Origin of the sequence: Streptomyces sp. NPDC018019 (assembly GCF_044327805.1) — a bacterium.
Lineage (GTDB): Bacteria > Actinomycetota > Actinomycetes > Streptomycetales > Streptomycetaceae > Streptomyces.
On record NZ_JBIRGD010000025.1, the window covers coordinates 16,331 to 31,721 of the forward strand.

The following is a 15,391-nucleotide window of genomic DNA, read 5'->3' on the forward strand; positions in this document are numbered from 1 at the left end:
CGGTTCGTACCAACCTTCGGTACGGGCCGGTCCGCCTGCTTATTCTGGCCCCATGCTGACCCTTACCAAGGCCCTGTACGACCAGATCGTGGAACACGCCCGCAAGGACCACCCGGACGAAGCGTGCGGCATGGTCGCGGGCCCGGCCGGCAGCGGCCGCCCCGAGCGGTTCATCCCGATGCTCAACGCCGCCCGCTCGCCCACCTTCTACGAGTTCGACTCGCAGGACCTGCTCAAGCTCTACCGCGAGCTGGACGACCGGGACGAGGAACCGGTGATCATCTACCACTCGCACACCGCGACCGAGGCGTACCCGTCCCGTACGGACATCTCCTACGCCAACGAACCCGGCGCGCACTACGTTCTGGTCTCCACGGCCGACACCGACGACGCGGGGCCGTTCCAGTTCCGCTCGTTCCGGATCGTGGACGGCACGGTCACGGAGGAGGACGTCGAGGTCGTGGACGCGTACTGACCACCGCGACGGCCGGCGCCGTCCGCGCACCTGACACACTGTGCCGCATCACCTCGGGCGGCAGGACCCAGGAACCCGGTGCGAATCCGGGACGGTCCCGCCACTGTGACCGGGCCGCCGCACGGCCCGGAAGCCAGGAACTGACCTGCCGCCCTCAGCACACCGACCAGGGGACGCGGATCCCCCGGAGGAGGCACGGCCATGTCCAGGTCCCGGTCGCGCGCCCTGCGCGCGCTCATATCGGCGGCGCTCCTGCTGCCGCTCGCCGCCTGCGGCAGCGGCGGCGACGACGGCAAGTCGTCCGGCAAAGCAGAGGCCAAGGCGGCCGGCTTCCCGTACACCGTCACCAACTGCGGCGTCCGCACCACCTTCGAGGCACCGCCGCGGCGCGCGGTGACCATGAACCAGCACACCACCGAGATCATGCTCGCCCTCGGCCTCAAGGACCGGCTGGCGGGCACCGCCTACCTCGACGACAAGGTGCTGCCCCAGTACGAGAAGGACTACAAGAGCGTCAAGGTCCTCGCCAAGGAGTACCCGTCGTACGAGACGCTGCTGGGCGCCAACCCCGACTTCGTCTACGGCGGGTACGCCAGCGCCTTCGACAAGGGCGAGGGCCGGGAACGGTCCGCACTGGAGAAGTCCGGCATCAAGACCCGGCTGAACATCGAGTACTGCTCGCGCGGCAGGACCGGTGTCCAGCAGCTCGCCCAGGAGATCCGCGAGGTCGGCGCCACCTTCGGGGTACGCGACCGGGCCGAGGCCCTGGTCAAGAAGGCCGAGACGTCGATCGCCGCCACCCAGGACCGGCTGAAGGGCGTCGCCCCGGCCTCCGTCTTCGTCTACGACAGCGGCGACTCCGCCGTGCACACCGCGGGCGGCCAGGGCATCGGCAACGAGATCATCTCCCTCGCCGGCGGCCGGAACGTCTTCGCGGACCGGGCCAAGACCTTCACCGACGTGTCCTGGGAGCAGATCGTCGAGCGCAAGCCGGAGATCATCGTGATCTACGACTACGGCGGCACCACCGTCGAGGCCAAGAAGAAGCGGCTGCTGGACGACCCGGCGCTCCAGGACGTACCGGCCGTGAAGAACAAGCGGTTCGCGGTGCTGCCGCTGTCCAGCGCGGTGCTCGGCGTACGCGTACCGGACGCGGTCCGGTCGCTGGCCGGACAGCTGCACCCGGACGCCTTCAAGTAGCCCCCGGTGACCTGCGAGACCGCGGCACCGCCGCGCCGGCTGCGCTACACCCTCGTGCTGACCGTCCTGCTCGCCGTCCTGCTCGCGGCGGCACTGGCCGGCCTCGTCCTCGGCTCCGTCCACGTCCCGCCCGGCGACGTGCTGCGCATCCTGTCCGGGGACGCGCCGCCCGGCCCGTACCCGACCATCGTGCTCGACGTCCGGCTGCCGCGGGTGCTGCTCGGCGCCGTCGTCGGCGCGGGACTGGCCGTCATCGGCACCGTCCTCCAGGCACTGGTCCGCAACCCGCTCGCCGATCCGTTCCTGCTCGGCGTCTCCTCGGGCGCCTCGACCGGCGCCGTCATGGTCGTCGTCCTGGGCATCGGCAGCGGCGTGGCCACCACCGTCTCGATGCCGCTGGGCGCCTTCGCGGGCTCGCTGGCCGCGCTGGTCGCCGTGTACGCCATGGCCCGGCGCGGCGGCACCATGACCACCGGACGGCTGGTGCTGGCAGGCGTCGCGGTGCAGTACATCCTCTCCGCGCTCACCAGCCTCGTCCTGGTCACCGCGGCCGAGGCCGAACACCTGCGGGCGATCATGTTCTGGACGCTGGGCGGCCTCGGCCAGGCCCGCTGGAACACGCTGTGGCTGCCCGCCGCCGTGCTGCTCGCCGGGCTCGTCCTGCTGCTCGCGCTCGCCCGGCCGCTGGACCTGCTGCTGGTGGGGGAGGAGGGTGCCACCGTCCTCGGCCTGGACACCGGCCGCTTCCGCGCCGCCGTCTTCGTCCTCGCGTCGCTGGTCACCGGTGTGCTCGTGGCGGCCAGCGGCTCGATCGGCTTCGTCGGCCTGATGGTGCCGCACGCCGTACGGATGCTCGTCGGCGCCTCGCACCGGGCCCTGCTGCCGGTCGCGGCACTGGCCGGCGCGGTCTTCGTGGTCCTCGCCGACCTGCTGGCCCGGACGGTCGCGGGGTCCCAGGAGATCCCCGTCGGGGTGGTCACGGCGCTGGCCGGCGGACCGTTCTTCCTGTGGCTGCTGCGCCGCACGACGCGTACGGAAGGGATCACCGGATGAGCGGCCGGACCACGGACGCGGCCCCCGCCCCCGCCGAACTGCGGGCCGAGGGCCTGTCGTACGGCATCGACGGACGGCACCTGGTCGACGGCGCCGACCTCCACGTCGCGCCCGGCGAGACGGTGGGCCTGGTCGGCCCCAACGGCAGCGGCAAGACCACCCTGCTGCGCTGCGTCTACGGCACCCTGGCCCCCACCCACGGCCGGCTCACCCTCGACGGGCGGGACCTGGCCGGGTTCTCGGCCAAGGAGCGGGCCCGGCGCATCGCCACCGTCCCGCAGGACGGCGGCGGCGCCTTCGAACTGACCGTGCGCGAGATCGTCGCCATGGGCCGCTCCCCGCACAAGCGCTTCTGGGAGACCGACTCGGCGGCCGACGCGGCCCTCACCGACCAGGCCCTGGCCCGGGTGGGCGCCGCGGCGCTGCACGACCGTTCCTTCGCCGCGCTCTCGGGCGGCGAGCGGCAGCGCGTACTGGTCGCGCGGGCCCTCGTCCAGCAGCCGTCGCTGCTCGTCCTCGACGAGCCGACCAACCACCTCGACATCCGCTACCAGCTCGACATCCTCTCCCTCGTCTCCGGCCTCGGCACCAGCACCCTGCTCGCCCTGCACGACCTCAACCTCGCCGCGTACTACTGCGACCGCCTGTACGTGCTGCGCGCGGGCCGCGTCGTCGCCCACGGCACGCCGCACGAGATCCTCACGCCCGGCCTGCTGGCCGACGTGTACGAGGTCGCCGCGGAGGTCGGCGTGCATCCGGTGACCGGGGCGCCGACGGTGGTGTATCTGCCGCCGGACGCGGCGAACCGTGCGGCGGGGCGGCGATGAGCGTCCGTGCGGAGCGGCCGTCCCCGGCGGCGGGGCGGCGATGAGCGCATACGAGGAAGGGGCCGCGCACGGCGGGGCGGACGGCACGCTCGCCGCCCTCGCCGTACACGGCCCTCGCTACCGCCTCGGGCTCGGCGCCCCGCCGCCCGGCGCGTCCGGCTGGCTCGCCGCCGACCGGCTGCTCGACCCGCACGGCCCGGAACTCGCCCGCCTGCTGGAGACCGAGCACCGGGGCAGCGGTCACCGCACCGCGCACGCCGCCGCCCTCACCCTCATCGCGGTCTACGCGGGCCGGGTCACCGCGGCCGCCGTCCTGCACTGGGCGCTGACCGGCCGCGTCCTGGACGTACGGCCCGGCAACGTGCTGCTGCGTCCGGACCCCGGACACGGCATCGCGGAGGTACGGCTACGGACGTTCCGCATGCTGGACGCGCCGGAGACGGACGCCGAAAGCGTGGCCACCGTCCAACGCACCGTCCTCGGCCGGCACTTGCTCCCCCTGGCCGACGCCCTGCGCGAGCGCACCCGGGCCGGCCTGCGGCAGCTGCGCGGGGGAGTGGCCCACGGCTGCGCGACCGCCCTCGGCGCCTCCCGCGCCGCCCCGGAACTGCTGGCCCGCCGCTGGGCCGGCTTCCTGGACGGAGCCCCCGGCGGGCTCGCCGCGCTCGGCGATGTGCCCACGGTCACACGGCCGGACGGCACCCGGCGCCTGGTCTACCTCCGCCGGACCTGCTGCCTCTTCTACACGAGCGCCGAAGCCGTACGCTGCGCCAGCTGCTGCCTGACCAGCAGGGACGACCGGATCGCGGCGTACGAGGGCCGCCGCTGAGCCGTACCGCCGCCGCACCGCGTCCCACCTGGCGTACAGCGACCGTCCGTATCGCAAGACGAGGTTCCAGTCACCGGACCGGGAATCGATACGATGACCGCATGGTTTTCCACGACGTGAGCGAGAAGACGCCGGGCATGTTGCTTGTGGCGCGGCTGCACGTCGACCTGTGCCGCCTTGCCAGCGCCATCTGTCCGAAGCGCGCTGCCGCCTGACGCCGCCGGACACCGGCCGCGCGGCGGTCGCCGCGCGCAGCACCCCTGCGCGGGCCCCTCGCGCCCTCCCGCACAGCGCCATCCGCGGCGCCTGCCCCGGCCTGCGCCGTCCGCATGCCCAGCCCGCACGTCACCGCCCTCCCACAGGAGCTCTCATGGCCATCGAGGTCCGTATCCCGACCATCCTCCGCACCTACACCGACGGCCGGAAGGCCGTCGAGGGCAGCGGGGACACCCTCGCCGACCTCATCGCCGACCTGGAGAGCCGCCACACCGGCATCCGCGAGCGCCTCGTCGACGGCGACCAGCTGCGCCGCTTCGTGAACGTCTACCTCAACGACGAGGACGTGCGCTTCCTGGAGGGCATCTCCACCAAGCTCAGCGACGGCGACAGCGTCACCATCCTCCCGGCCGTGGCCGGCGGCTCGGGCATGTCCGACGACCCCCGGGAACAGCGCTGATGCGGTACGACTCCCCGCTGGCGGCGGTCGGCAACACCCCGCTGGTCCGCCTGCCGCGGCTGTCGCCCTCCGCCGACGTCCGCATCTGGGCCAAGCTGGAGGACCGCAACCCCACCGGCTCGGTCAAGGACCGCCCCGCGCTCCACATGATCGAGCAGGCGGAGAAGGACGGCCGGCTCACCCCCGGCTGCACGATCCTGGAACCCACCTCGGGCAACACCGGCATCTCGCTGGCGATGGCGGCCAGGCTCAAGGGCTACCGGATCGTCTGCGTCATGCCGGAGAACACCTCCGCCGAGCGGCGCGAACTGCTCGCCATGTGGGGCGCCGAGATCGTCTCCTCACCCGCGGCGGGCGGCTCCAACACGGCCGTACGGGTCGCCAAGGAACTGGCCGCCGAGCATCCCGACTGGGTGATGCTCTACCAGTACGGCAACCCCGACAACGCCGGCGCCCACTACACCACCACCGGCCCGGAGATCCTCGCCGACCTCCCGTCCATCACCCACTTCGTGGCCGGCCTGGGCACCACCGGCACCCTCATGGGCGTCGGCCGCTACCTGCGCGAGTACGTCCCCGGCGTGCAGATCGTCGCCGCCGAGCCGCGCTACGACGACGTGGTCTACGGGCTGCGCAACCTCGACGAGGGCTTCGTGCCCGAGCTGTACGACGGGTCGGTGCTCACCTCCCGCTTCTCCGTCGGCTCCGAGGACGCCGTACGCCGCACCCGCGAACTCCTCGCCGAGGAGGGCATCTTCGCGGGCGTCTCGACGGGCGCCGCCCTGCACGCGGCGATCGGCGTGGCCCGCAAGGCGGTCAAGGCCGGGCAGCCCGCCGACATCGCCTTCATCGTCGCCGACGGCGGCTGGAAGTACCTCTCCACCGGCGTCTACACGGCCGAATCCACCGAGGCCGCCATCGAAGCGCTCCACGGCCAGCTCTGGGCGTGACGCACGGGGCGGGCCCCGGCGGGCCGGCCGGTGTGCTCGGTGCGCCGTACGGATCAAGGCTCCTGCCGTACGGAACTCCCGGCGCAGCGCGCTCGAACGGGCGGCCGCTGAACGGGCCGCCCTCCGGCAGCGTATGAAGCGGCGATGCCGGAGGCGGACGTCCCCCGTCGCCTGCCTCCGGCATCGCCGCGCCGCCAGTAGTGCGGCCCCGCCGTCCCCTCGGGGCACGACCGTTCATCGCCTCTCCAGTGGCGCGACCGTTCACCGCCCCCTCAAGCGGCGTACCCGCTCCCACAGAGCCGTGTCGACGGTTCCCGCGCGGCGGCGGAAATCCCGTAGCAAAACGTTCCGCGGCTCGTCCGTCTCCAGGTAGCTCGCGCGCTGCCGGCCGTCCTCGACCGTGCCGGGCGGCAGCGGGAGGACGCCCGGCCGGTCCGGGTGGTGCCGGGTGGTGATCTTGGCGACGCGCGCCGTCCGGCCGCGTACCGACAGCACCAGGCAGGGGCGGTCCTTCGCGCCCGGCCCGTCCTCGTACGGCACCATGGCCCACCAGATCTCACCCGCGCGCGGCGTGCGGACGCCGGGCCGCGCGGGCTCCGTGGGCCGTCCGCCGGGGCGCGTCCGGTCGCGGGCCCGCGCTCTTGGCCTGAAGCGCGCGCCCCACCGTCCCCGTGCGCCCCGCGCCCGCGCCCGCCCGTCCACGAGCGCCGCCACCAGTGCCAGCGCCGCGACCACGGCCAGTGCCGGCCACCACCCCGTGACGTCCAAGCCCGCTCCCTCCGAGATCCCGGCCCCACCGCGACCGTACCGGCCGGCGCCGCCGCGGAGCAGGGCCGTACGGGCCGGACGCGGGACGGGCGGCACCCCCGTGTAGGCGTCCGGCAGCGGGGAACCACAGGGAGGGAACCCGGCCCTGTACACACCCACCCGGACTGGTGATTCCGCCCACAGCTCGCCCCGCCGGAGGAGCCACCGGCCCTTTCGCGCCTTACCCTCGTGGGCACCGCAATGACCGCTCGGACCCGGCACGGACGCCCGCCGGGCGAGGCCGGCGGGGACCGGCGCACGCCCCCGCCGGAGCCCCGCATGGACCCGCCGCTCCGCCCCCAGCCACGGAGGTTCACGCCCGCATGAAGCTCACTGTCGTCGGTTGCTCGGGGTCGTTCCCTTCCACGGAATCGGCCTGTTCGAGCTACCTCTTGGAGGCCGACGGCTTCAGGCTGCTCATCGACATGGGCAACGGCGCCCTGGGCGAGCTGCAGCGCCACTGCGGTCTCTACGACCTCGACGCCGTACTCCTGTCGCATCTGCACGCCGACCACTGCATCGACCTGTGCGGCTACTTCGTCGTGCGCTACTACCGGCCCGACGGCGGCCGTTGCGCGCCGATGCCGGTGTACGGGCCGGCCGGCACCGAGCGCCGGCTGACGGCCGCGCACGCGGACCTGCCGACCGACCAGGCGATGAGCGAGGTCTTCGACTTCCGCACGCTGTCCCCGGGCACCTTCACCGTCGGTCCCTTCACCATCCGTACGGACCTGGTCAGCCACCCCGTCGAGGCGTTCGGCTTCCGTATCGAACACGACGGCAAGTCGCTGACGTACTCGGGGGACACCGGGGTCTGCGACGCCCTGGACGGCCTCGCCGCGGGCACCGACTTCTTCCTGTGCGAGGCGTCCTTCACGCACGGCAAGGAGGACATCCCGGACCTGCACCTCAACGGGCGCGAGGCCGGGGCGCACGCCGCGCGCGCCGGCGCGGGACGGCTGGTCCTGACCCACATCCCGCCGTGGACCGACCCGGGTATCAACCTGCGGGACGCGCAGGAGGTCTTCGAGGGCCCGGTCGAGGTCGCCAAGGCGGGCGCGGTCTACGAGATCTGAGCCCGGCGGACCCGTGGCCACCGGCCCGCACCATGCGGCAGGCCCCCGCGATCACATGATCGCGGGGGCCTGCCGTCGGACGGGGTGCCGGGCGGGGTCTACTTGCCCTCGGCCTTCTGGAGCTCGGCGAGTTCCTCGTCGGTCTCGCGGCCCGGTGTCTTGATGTCGAACTTGATGATCGCGAACCGGAAGATCACGTAGTACACGACCGCGAAGCACAGACCCACCAGGGCGAGCATCCACGGCTTGGTCGCGATGCCCAGGTTCAGCACGTAGTCGATCGCGCCGGCCGAGAAGCCGAAGCCGTCCTTCATGCCCAGCGCCCAGGTCAGCGCCATCGAGACACCGGTCAGTACGGCGTGGATCGCGTACAGCACCGGGGCGATGAACATGAACGTGAACTCGATGGGCTCGGTCACGCCGGTGACGAAGGCGGTGAGCGCGAGCGAGAACATCATGCCGCCGACGACCTTGCGGCGCTCGGGGCGGGCACAGTGCACGATCGCCAGGCAGGCGGCGGGCAGCGCGAACATCATGATCGGGAAGAAGCCGGTCATGAACTGGCCGGCGCTCGGGTCGCCCTCCAGGAAGCGGGCGATGTCACCGTGCTTGCCGTGGTAGTCGCCGGCCTGGAACCAGGGGAAGGAGTTCAGCAGGTGGTGCATGCCGACCGCGATCAGACCGCGGTTGGCGACGCCGAAGATGCCCGCGCCGACCGCGCCGGAGCCGACCAGCCACTCACCGAAGCTGTGCAGACCGGTGCCGAGGACCGGCCAGATGTAGCCGAAGACGATGCCGATGACCAGACCGGCGAAGGACGACAGGATCGGGACCAGGCGGCGGCCGCTGAAGAAGCCGAGCCAGTCCGGCAGCTTCTTGCGGCTGTAGCGCTGGTAGATCAGGGCCACCACGATGCCCATCACCACGCCGCCGAGCACCTTCGCGTCGGCGGGCGCGGCCTCCTGGACTATCTTCCCGTCGACCACCTTGGCGATCTTCGGGAGGCTGTCGTCGCCGAACGTCGCCAGCACCTTGCTGAAGACCAGGTAGCCGACGACGGCGGCCAGACCGGTCGAGCCGTCCGCCTTCTTGGCGAAGCCGATGGCGATGCCGACGGCGAACAGCAGCGGCATGTTGTCCAGGAGCGCGCCGCCACCGGCCGCCATGAACTCCGCGATCTTGTTCAGGAACGCCGGCAGCGACTCCTTGCCGAGCATGTCCGCCTGGCCGAGGCGGACCATGAGTGCCGCGGCGGGCAGCGTCGCGATCGGCAGCATGAGGCTGCGGCCGATGCGCTGGGCGACGGCCATGGCGCCGGAGCCGCGGCGCTTCTTGTCGGGAGCCGCCGTAGCGGTGGCCGAACTCATCGGATTCCTCCTGGGGAGGCGGGCCCTCGGGGAAAGGGGGGATGGCCCGCTGGCTTGGTCTACACCACTCAGTGGTTTAGACCATTCTTAGCATGTCGCCCACACATAAAGGAATCCGTTGTTCCTCAACGTTTAGATCACACACCAAGCGGCCCTCAAGCCGGGATACTTGAGGGCCGTCCGGACGGGGCCGACCGGGCCCGTCCGGCGCGGGTGCGACGGGCCCGGACGCTCCCCGCGCGCCCGCCCCGCCTGCTGCGGATTCCGCCGCCCGGCTACTTCAGATTCTGCTGCTCCAGTTCCTCTTCCACCTCTTCCGGTTCCCGGCCCGGAGTGTGCAGGTCGAACTTGGTGATCACAAAGCGGAAGAGCACGTAATAGACGACCGCGAAGCACAGACCGATCGGAATGATCAGCCACGGCTTGGTCGCCAGCCCCCAGTTGATCACGTAGTCGATCAGACCGGCCGAGAAACTGAAACCGTCCTTGACGCCCAGCGCCCAGCTCACCGCCATCGAGACACCGGTCAGTACCGCGTGGATCGCGTACAGCACCGGCGCGATGAACAGGAACGAGTACTCGATCGGCTCGGTCACACCGGTGACGAAGGAGGTCAGGCCGACCGACAGCATCAGACCGCCGATCTCCTTGCGGCGGTGCGGCTTGGCGCAGTGCGTGATCGCCAGCGCCGCGGCCGGCAGCGCGAACATCATGATCGGGAAGAAACCGGTGGTGAACTGCCCGGCCGTCGGATCGCCCGCCAGGAACCGGTTGATGTCGCCGTGCACGGACGTACCGTCCGGCTTGGTGAAATCACCGAACTGGAACCACATGAACGTATTCAGGAACTGGTGCATCCCGATCACCAGCAGCGCCCGGTTGGCCACGCCGAAGATGCCCGAACCGGTGGCCCCCAGATCCGTCAGCCACTTGCTGAAGCTGGTCAACGCATCGCCGATCGGCGGCCAGACCCACAGACACAGCGCCGCGAAGGCCAGCCCGACGAAGGCCATGATGATCGGCACCAGACGGCGCCCGTTGAAGAAGCCCAGCCAGTCCACCAGCTTCACCCGGTGGTAGCGCTGCCAGATCCACGCGGCGAAGAAGCCCATCACGATGCCGCCGAACACCCCCGGATTCTGGAAGCCCGCCGGCGTGGCCTTCCCCTCCCCGTCGACACACACCCCGCTCCACTGCCCGGCTGTGGCGTACGCGGAGCCCGCCGCGCAGTCCTGCGGGAACTGGTGCAGCACCGAGTAGTAGACGAGGAAGCCCACCACCGCGGCCAGCGCTGTCGAGCCGTCCGCCTTCTTCGCCATCCCGATCGCCACACCCACGCAGAACAACAGCGGCAGACCGAGCGACGAGTCCAGCAGCGCGCCGCCCGCGCCCGCGAACACCTTCGCCACGTCCTCCCAGCCCAGACCGTCCGCGCCGAAGACGTCCGGCTGGCCGAGGCGGTTCAGGATGCCCGCGGCCGGCAGTACCGCGATGGGGAGCTGGAGGCTGCGCCCCATCTTCTGCAGGCCCTGGAAGAGGCCCGCCGACCGCTTCTTCTTCGGTGCCGCCGCCGCGTTCGAACTCATCCGCGTCCTTTCGGCCCCCGGCCCGCAGCGGGCCGGCTCGGTACGTGCCGCATACTTGTGGTGTAGACCATTTGTGGTGCGTTTCGGACCCCCGGAAAGCGCCGCCGGGTGGTCGCCATCTTTCGCCAGACGGCGGACATGCGCCCGGGCAACTGGGCTGAACGTGCGTTACCGTGTGATCACCGAGCGGCACCGCCGCCGGTGGCCGAGACAAGCAGGAGTGGACATGGCCAGCAAGGCTGAGAAGATCGTCGCCGGGCTCGGCGGGCTCGACAACATCGAAGAGGTCGAGGGCTGCATCACCCGCCTCCGCACCGAGGTCGCCGACCCCTCGCTCGTCGACGAGGCCGCCCTCAAGGCCGCCGGAGCGCACGGCGTCGTGAAGATGGGCACCGCCATCCAGGTCGTCATCGGCACCGACGCGGACCCGATCGCCGCCGAGATCGAAGACATGATGTGAGCCGCTGAACGGAGCGACTCCCACGAGGGGCCCGGCACCCGCCGCACGGCGGGGCCGGGCCCCTCGGCACAGCCGCCCCCGCCCCACCCTCCGGGACGGGACCTCACCCGATCCGGAACCGGCCCCTCTACAGAGCCGATAGGGTCGGGGCCATGTCTCGTATCGACGGCCGCACCCCCGACCAGCTCCGCCCCGTCACCCTGGAACGCGGCTGGAGCAAGCACGCCGAAGGCTCCGTACTGGTCTCCTTCGGCGACACCAAGGTCTTCTGCACCGCCTCCCTCACCGAGGGCGTCCCGCGCTGGCGCAAGGGCAGCGGCGAGGGCTGGGTCACCGCCGAGTACGCGATGCTGCCGCGCTCCACGAACACCCGCGGCGACCGCGAATCCGTCCGCGGCAAGATCGGCGGCCGGACGCACGAGATCTCCCGCCTCATCGGCCGCTCGCTGCGCGCCGTCATCGACTTCAAGGCACTCGGCGAGAACACCGTCGTCCTGGACTGCGACGTCCTCCAGGCCGACGGCGGCACCCGCACCGCCGCCATCACCGGCGCCTACGTCGCGCTGGCCGACGCCATCGCCTGGGCCCGGACCAAGAAGACCATCAAGGCCGGCCGCCAGCCGCTCATCGGCACCGTCTCCGCCGTCAGCGTCGGCATCGTCGGCGGCGTACCGATGCTCGACCTCTGCTACGAGGAGGACGTGCGCGCCGAGACCGACATGAACGTCGTCTGCACCGGCGACGGCCGCTTCGTCGAGGTCCAGGGCACCGCCGAGGCCGAGCCGTTCGCCCGCGAGGAGCTCAACGCGCTCCTCGACCTGGCCGTCGCCGGCTGCGCCGGCCTGGACGCCGCCCAGCGCGAGGCGCTCGCCCGCACGCTGTGACCGCGCCCGCCCCGCTTGACGCGCCGGCCCCCGCAACGGCGGGCCGGCGCGCCGCGCACCACCCCGCGCCGCCCGCCCTGTGACCTTTCCCTCGTGGGATCTGCGTCTCTAGGAATCCGGCGAACCGCCGCGCACCGTGGACGCATGACCAGTTCCGCTGCCACCGCCACCACCGCCGCGGCACCCGCCGCCACCGCGTCCCGGGCCCGCACCGGCGGCCCCAAGGACGACTCCAACCTGCTGGAACACATCGTGGGCTGGACGCTCGTCGTCGTCCTGGCCATGCTGCTCACCCAGACCGGCCTGGTCTGATCACCCGGATCGGCGTGCTCTGATCACCCGGATCGGCGTGGGCTGATCACCCGGGCCGGCGTGGCCTGATCATCCGGACCGCCCCGGTCCGACGGCCGGGGCGCCCGCCCCGCCGCCGCTTCCTGCCGCGACTTCCTGCCGCGACCCTGTCAACCAAAACCCGTCCGGCGGCGTTATCCCTGGTACCGATGCACCACCGTGCACGGCACATACAGGGGAGGATCCGTTCCATGGCCGTACGCCGCCGCACCGCATCCCGCCGTCCCACGGCCGCCACCGCCGTCGCCCTGGCCACGGCCGCGCTGGCCGTACCCCTGCTCACCGCCTGCGGAACGGTCGAGAAGGCCGTCGGCTGCGCCAAGATCGCCACCACCTTCGCCAACGACCTGGACGCGCTCACCCAGGACCTGGGCAACGCCGCCGACAGCCCGCAGGACGCCCGGCGCGCCGTCGACCGGCTGAACACGGACCTCGGCAAGATCCAGAAGTCGACGGACGACCCCGACGTGCAGAAGTCGCTCGGCGAGCTGACCACGGCCCTGGACAAGGCCGACGACGCGGTACGCGACGGCAGGGTCCCCGACCTCGACGGCCTGAAGAACGCGGCGGCCTCGCTCACCAAGACCTGCACGCCGGGATAATCGGGTCCCATGAAGCGCCTGATCCTCGCCACCCGCAACGCCGGCAAAATCACCGAACTCCGCGCCATCCTGGCCGCCGCCGACCTCGACGTCGAACTGGTCGGCGCCGACGCGTACCCGGACGTCCCCGACGTCAAGGAAACCGGCGTCACTTTCGCCGAGAACGCCCTGCTCAAGGCACACGCCCTGGCCCGGGCCACCGGGCACCCGGCCGTCGCCGACGACTCCGGGCTGTGCGTCGACGTCCTCGGCGGCGCGCCCGGCATCTTCTCGGCCCGCTGGTCGGGCCGGCACGGCGACGACCGGGCCAACCTGGACCTGCTCCTCGCCCAGCTCTCCGACATCGCCGACGGCCACCGCGCGGCGCACTTCGCGTGCGCCGCGGCGCTCGCCCTGCCCGACGGCACGGAACGCGTCGTCGAGGGCCGCCTCGAAGGCACCCTCCGCCACACCCCCGCCGGCACCGGCGGCTTCGGCTACGACCCGATCCTCCAGCCCCTCGGCGACACCCGCACCTGCGCCGAACTGACCCCCGCCGAAAAGAACGCCATCAGCCACCGCGGCAAGGCGTTCCGGGGCCTGGTACCGGTGGTGCGGGAGCTGTTGGGCTGAGGAGGGGCGGCCTGCCGTACGACGAAGGCCCGGCCCGCACCTTCACGGGACCGGGCCTTCGATTCAAAGGCGTGCGGCCGGAGGGACTCGAACCCTCACGGGGAATTACCCCCACTGGTACCTAAAACCAGCATGGCTGCCAATTACATCACGGCCGCTGGGCATTGCCATGGTACTGGTTGCCGAACGCCGCACGAGAGCTACTCCCGGGGACGGCCGCCCCGGCACCAAGTGGATGTGGCGGCGTGACAGTTGGGACAGAGCAGGCGGAGGTTGTGGGGCCGGTTGTCGCTCCAGTCCCCGTTGATGTGGTCGATCTCCAGCGTCATCGGCAGCCCCTGCCATACCGGCCCGGTTCCGCACCCCGCGCACCGCTCGGCGACGCCGCTCTCCCATAACGCCCGTCGCAGCTGCGCTGCGCCGGTGCGGCGCCCGCTGTCGTGCTTCCTGAGAATGTCGTGTGCGGTTCGTCGGTTGTGCGTCTTCTTCCCCCGCCCGTGGGCCTGGCCCAGGAAACGGCTGGTGTCGATGGCGTACTCGTCGACCCAGCATCGGAAAAGTGCGCGCGTACGGGCATTCACCGGCCTTTTCAGGTGCCGCAGGGCGGCTGCGACGGAACAGCAGCAGGCGACAGCGTCCTGAAGCTCTTCCCTCGTGGGACGCGGATGCGCGGATCGGCTTCGCACGGCTTCGAAGTGCGAGATGTCGATCCCGAAGTGGGCGAAACGCCGCAAGAGGTGCCGCCGCAGTTGGTGATAGGGGCGCACGCCGCAGAAGGCGATGACCTCGTCGACGTTCTTGCACTGCCGGGCGGCTTCCTCCAGCAGTTCCCGGGTATAGCGCATGGTGCTGCTCACCGCCGTACACCCGCCCGCCCGGCTCGGGTGCCTTTGCTGCGGCCGCGATAGGAGTCCGTCACCGAGTGGCAGTTGGGGCAGAGAATCCGGAGGTTCTCCAGGCGGTTGTTCCGCCAGTCGCCGTCAAGGTGATCGACTTCGAGCGGGATGGTGCTGCCGTGCCAGACCGGTCCTGTACCGCACCACGCACACTGGTCCGTCACGCCACGGGCAAGCATGGCCGCCTTCAAGCTGCTGCTCGGCACCCGGCGGGCTCCGGTGGCCGGCATTTCCACCAGCAGGCGATCGCCGCAGCGACGGCGGGAAACCGGCTTCGTACGGCTTCTGCCCGTGAAGTGCGACGTGTCGATCCCCAGGGCGCGGATACGGCGGCTGATGTGGGTGTGGTGTCCGCCCACCACGTCGAGGCCGAGGTGCCGCAGTACCTCGCAGACGTTCGTGGAGGAAGCCACCGCGTGCTCCAGCACTTCCCTGGTCCAGCGGACACCGTCACCCGTGAAGTGCGAGGTGTCGATGCCCATCGACCTCATGCGCTCGCGGAGATAGCGACGCCCCGGCCCCTTCGGATCCACGCCCAACGCGACCAGCGCCTCCGACAGCGTATGAGACGAAGCCGCCGCCTCTGCCAGGCGTTCGCGGGTGTAGGGACTGGTCGGCATGTGATCCCCCGTTACGGTTCCGGCCGTTTATCGGCCGTGCGTTGTGCCTTCGAACTCTTCAACGACCTTCGCCCCGCCCGGTTACGCCAGGTGGCGCAATGAACGGCGGCGGCCCCCGTC

General features: G+C 71.6%; 19 protein-coding genes, 1 tRNA gene and 1 riboswitch. Of the genes, 14 read left to right on the top strand and 6 right to left on the bottom strand.

The genetic code is table 11. The features are described from left to right. Window positions 1-52 precede the first annotated feature (52 nt). The 8 genes from ACH4FX_RS32370 to ACH4FX_RS32405 all read left to right on the top strand — a co-directional run bounded on the left by ACH4FX_RS32370 (window position 53) and on the right by ACH4FX_RS32405 (window position 6,010). Window positions 53-475 carry a Mov34/MPN/PAD-1 family protein gene (locus ACH4FX_RS32370; RefSeq protein ID WP_398484995.1) on the top strand — a complete coding sequence of 141 codons (423 nt, stop codon included), beginning with the start codon at window positions 53-55 and terminating at the stop codon, window positions 473-475. Between the two features lie 68 nt (window positions 476-543). Beyond that, window positions 544-618, top strand: a riboswitch (cobalamin riboswitch). Window positions 619-676: 58 nt separating this feature from the next. Next, window positions 677-1,675, top strand: coding sequence for an ABC transporter substrate-binding protein (locus ACH4FX_RS32375; RefSeq protein ID WP_398484996.1), 999 nt, complete (start codon window positions 677-679; stop codon window positions 1,673-1,675). Between the two features lie 6 nt (window positions 1,676-1,681). Beyond that, window positions 1,682-2,728 carry a FecCD family ABC transporter permease gene (locus ACH4FX_RS32380; RefSeq protein ID WP_398484997.1) on the top strand — a complete coding sequence of 349 codons (1,047 nt, stop codon included), beginning with the start codon at window positions 1,682-1,684 and terminating at the stop codon, window positions 2,726-2,728. Next, window positions 2,725-3,555 carry an ABC transporter ATP-binding protein gene (locus ACH4FX_RS32385; RefSeq protein WP_398484998.1) on the top strand — a complete coding sequence of 277 codons (831 nt, stop codon included), beginning with the start codon at window positions 2,725-2,727 and terminating at the stop codon, window positions 3,553-3,555. The genes ACH4FX_RS32380 and ACH4FX_RS32385 overlap by 4 nt, the downstream gene beginning before the upstream one ends. Window positions 3,556-3,595: 40 nt before the next feature. Then, on the top strand, window positions 3,596-4,384 hold the full coding sequence (locus ACH4FX_RS32390) for a (2Fe-2S)-binding protein (RefSeq protein WP_398484999.1): 789 nt from the start codon (window positions 3,596-3,598) through the stop codon (window positions 4,382-4,384). A gap of 101 nt (window positions 4,385-4,485) precedes the next feature. Beyond that, window positions 4,486-4,599 (top strand): putative leader peptide, encoded by a 114-nt coding sequence (locus tag ACH4FX_RS32395; protein WP_312024637.1) that lies wholly within the window; start codon window positions 4,486-4,488, stop codon window positions 4,597-4,599. A gap of 155 nt (window positions 4,600-4,754) precedes the next feature. Continuing rightward, window positions 4,755-5,060, top strand: coding sequence for a MoaD/ThiS family protein (locus ACH4FX_RS32400; RefSeq protein ID WP_398485000.1), 306 nt, complete (start codon window positions 4,755-4,757; stop codon window positions 5,058-5,060). After that, on the top strand, window positions 5,060-6,010 hold the full coding sequence (locus ACH4FX_RS32405; protein WP_398485001.1) for a PLP-dependent cysteine synthase family protein: 951 nt from the start codon (window positions 5,060-5,062) through the stop codon (window positions 6,008-6,010). Before ACH4FX_RS32400 ends, ACH4FX_RS32405 begins: the two co-directional genes overlap by 1 nt. 261 nt (window positions 6,011-6,271) lie before the next feature. On the opposite strand, the gene ACH4FX_RS32410 is transcribed toward ACH4FX_RS32405, so the two are convergent. Beyond that, window positions 6,272-6,778 carry a type II toxin-antitoxin system PemK/MazF family toxin gene (locus tag ACH4FX_RS32410; RefSeq protein WP_398485002.1) on the bottom strand — a complete coding sequence of 169 codons (507 nt, stop codon included), beginning with the start codon at window positions 6,776-6,778 and terminating at the stop codon, window positions 6,272-6,274. Window positions 6,779-7,140: 362 nt separating this feature from the next. On the opposite strand from ACH4FX_RS32410, the gene ACH4FX_RS32415 reads away from it, so the two are divergent. Then, window positions 7,141-7,893: an MBL fold metallo-hydrolase gene (locus ACH4FX_RS32415; RefSeq protein ID WP_398485003.1), complete on the top strand. Its 753-nt coding sequence runs from the start codon at window positions 7,141-7,143 to the stop codon at window positions 7,891-7,893. Window positions 7,894-7,991: 98 nt separating this feature from the next. On the opposite strand, the gene ACH4FX_RS32420 is transcribed toward ACH4FX_RS32415, so the two are convergent. Further along, entirely contained in the window at window positions 7,992-9,260 is a 1,269-nt protein-coding gene (locus ACH4FX_RS32420; protein ID WP_398485004.1) for a PTS transporter subunit EIIC, read from the bottom strand. A gap of 275 nt (window positions 9,261-9,535) precedes the next feature. Next, a complete protein-coding gene (locus ACH4FX_RS32425) occupies window positions 9,536-10,846 on the bottom strand; it encodes a PTS transporter subunit EIIC (RefSeq protein WP_398485005.1) in 1,311 nt (436 codons plus the stop codon). Window positions 10,847-11,072: 226 nt separating this feature from the next. On the opposite strand from ACH4FX_RS32425, the gene ACH4FX_RS32430 reads away from it, so the two are divergent. The 5 genes from ACH4FX_RS32430 to rdgB all read left to right on the top strand — a co-directional run bounded on the left by ACH4FX_RS32430 (window position 11,073) and on the right by rdgB (window position 13,755). Continuing rightward, a complete protein-coding gene (locus tag ACH4FX_RS32430; RefSeq protein WP_003986022.1) occupies window positions 11,073-11,306 on the top strand; it encodes a glucose PTS transporter subunit EIIB in 234 nt (77 codons plus the stop codon). Window positions 11,307-11,458: 152 nt separating this feature from the next. Beyond that, entirely contained in the window at window positions 11,459-12,190 is a 732-nt protein-coding gene (gene rph, locus ACH4FX_RS32435) for a ribonuclease PH (protein ID WP_398485006.1), read from the top strand. A gap of 144 nt (window positions 12,191-12,334) precedes the next feature. Beyond that, window positions 12,335-12,502: an SCO1431 family membrane protein gene (locus ACH4FX_RS32440; RefSeq protein ID WP_398485007.1), complete on the top strand. Its 168-nt coding sequence runs from the start codon at window positions 12,335-12,337 to the stop codon at window positions 12,500-12,502. Between the two features lie 230 nt (window positions 12,503-12,732). Beyond that, window positions 12,733-13,143, top strand: coding sequence for a hypothetical protein (locus tag ACH4FX_RS32445; RefSeq protein ID WP_398485008.1), 411 nt, complete (start codon window positions 12,733-12,735; stop codon window positions 13,141-13,143). 9 nt (window positions 13,144-13,152) lie between these two features. After that, entirely contained in the window at window positions 13,153-13,755 is a 603-nt protein-coding gene (gene rdgB, locus ACH4FX_RS32450; RefSeq protein ID WP_398485009.1) for an RdgB/HAM1 family non-canonical purine NTP pyrophosphatase, read from the top strand. Between the two features lie 72 nt (window positions 13,756-13,827). Here rdgB and ACH4FX_RS32455 read toward each other — a convergent pair. From ACH4FX_RS32455 to ACH4FX_RS32465, 3 genes are all read right to left on the bottom strand, one after another. Continuing rightward, window positions 13,828-13,913 (bottom strand) — tRNA-Leu (locus tag ACH4FX_RS32455). Window positions 13,914-13,955: 42 nt separating this feature from the next. Further along, entirely contained in the window at window positions 13,956-14,612 is a 657-nt protein-coding gene (locus ACH4FX_RS32460; protein ID WP_398485010.1) for an HNH endonuclease signature motif containing protein, read from the bottom strand. Next, a complete protein-coding gene (locus ACH4FX_RS32465; protein WP_398485011.1) occupies window positions 14,609-15,271 on the bottom strand; it encodes an HNH endonuclease signature motif containing protein in 663 nt (220 codons plus the stop codon). The genes ACH4FX_RS32460 and ACH4FX_RS32465 overlap by 4 nt, the downstream gene beginning before the upstream one ends. Between the last annotated feature and the right edge of the window lie 120 nt (window positions 15,272-15,391).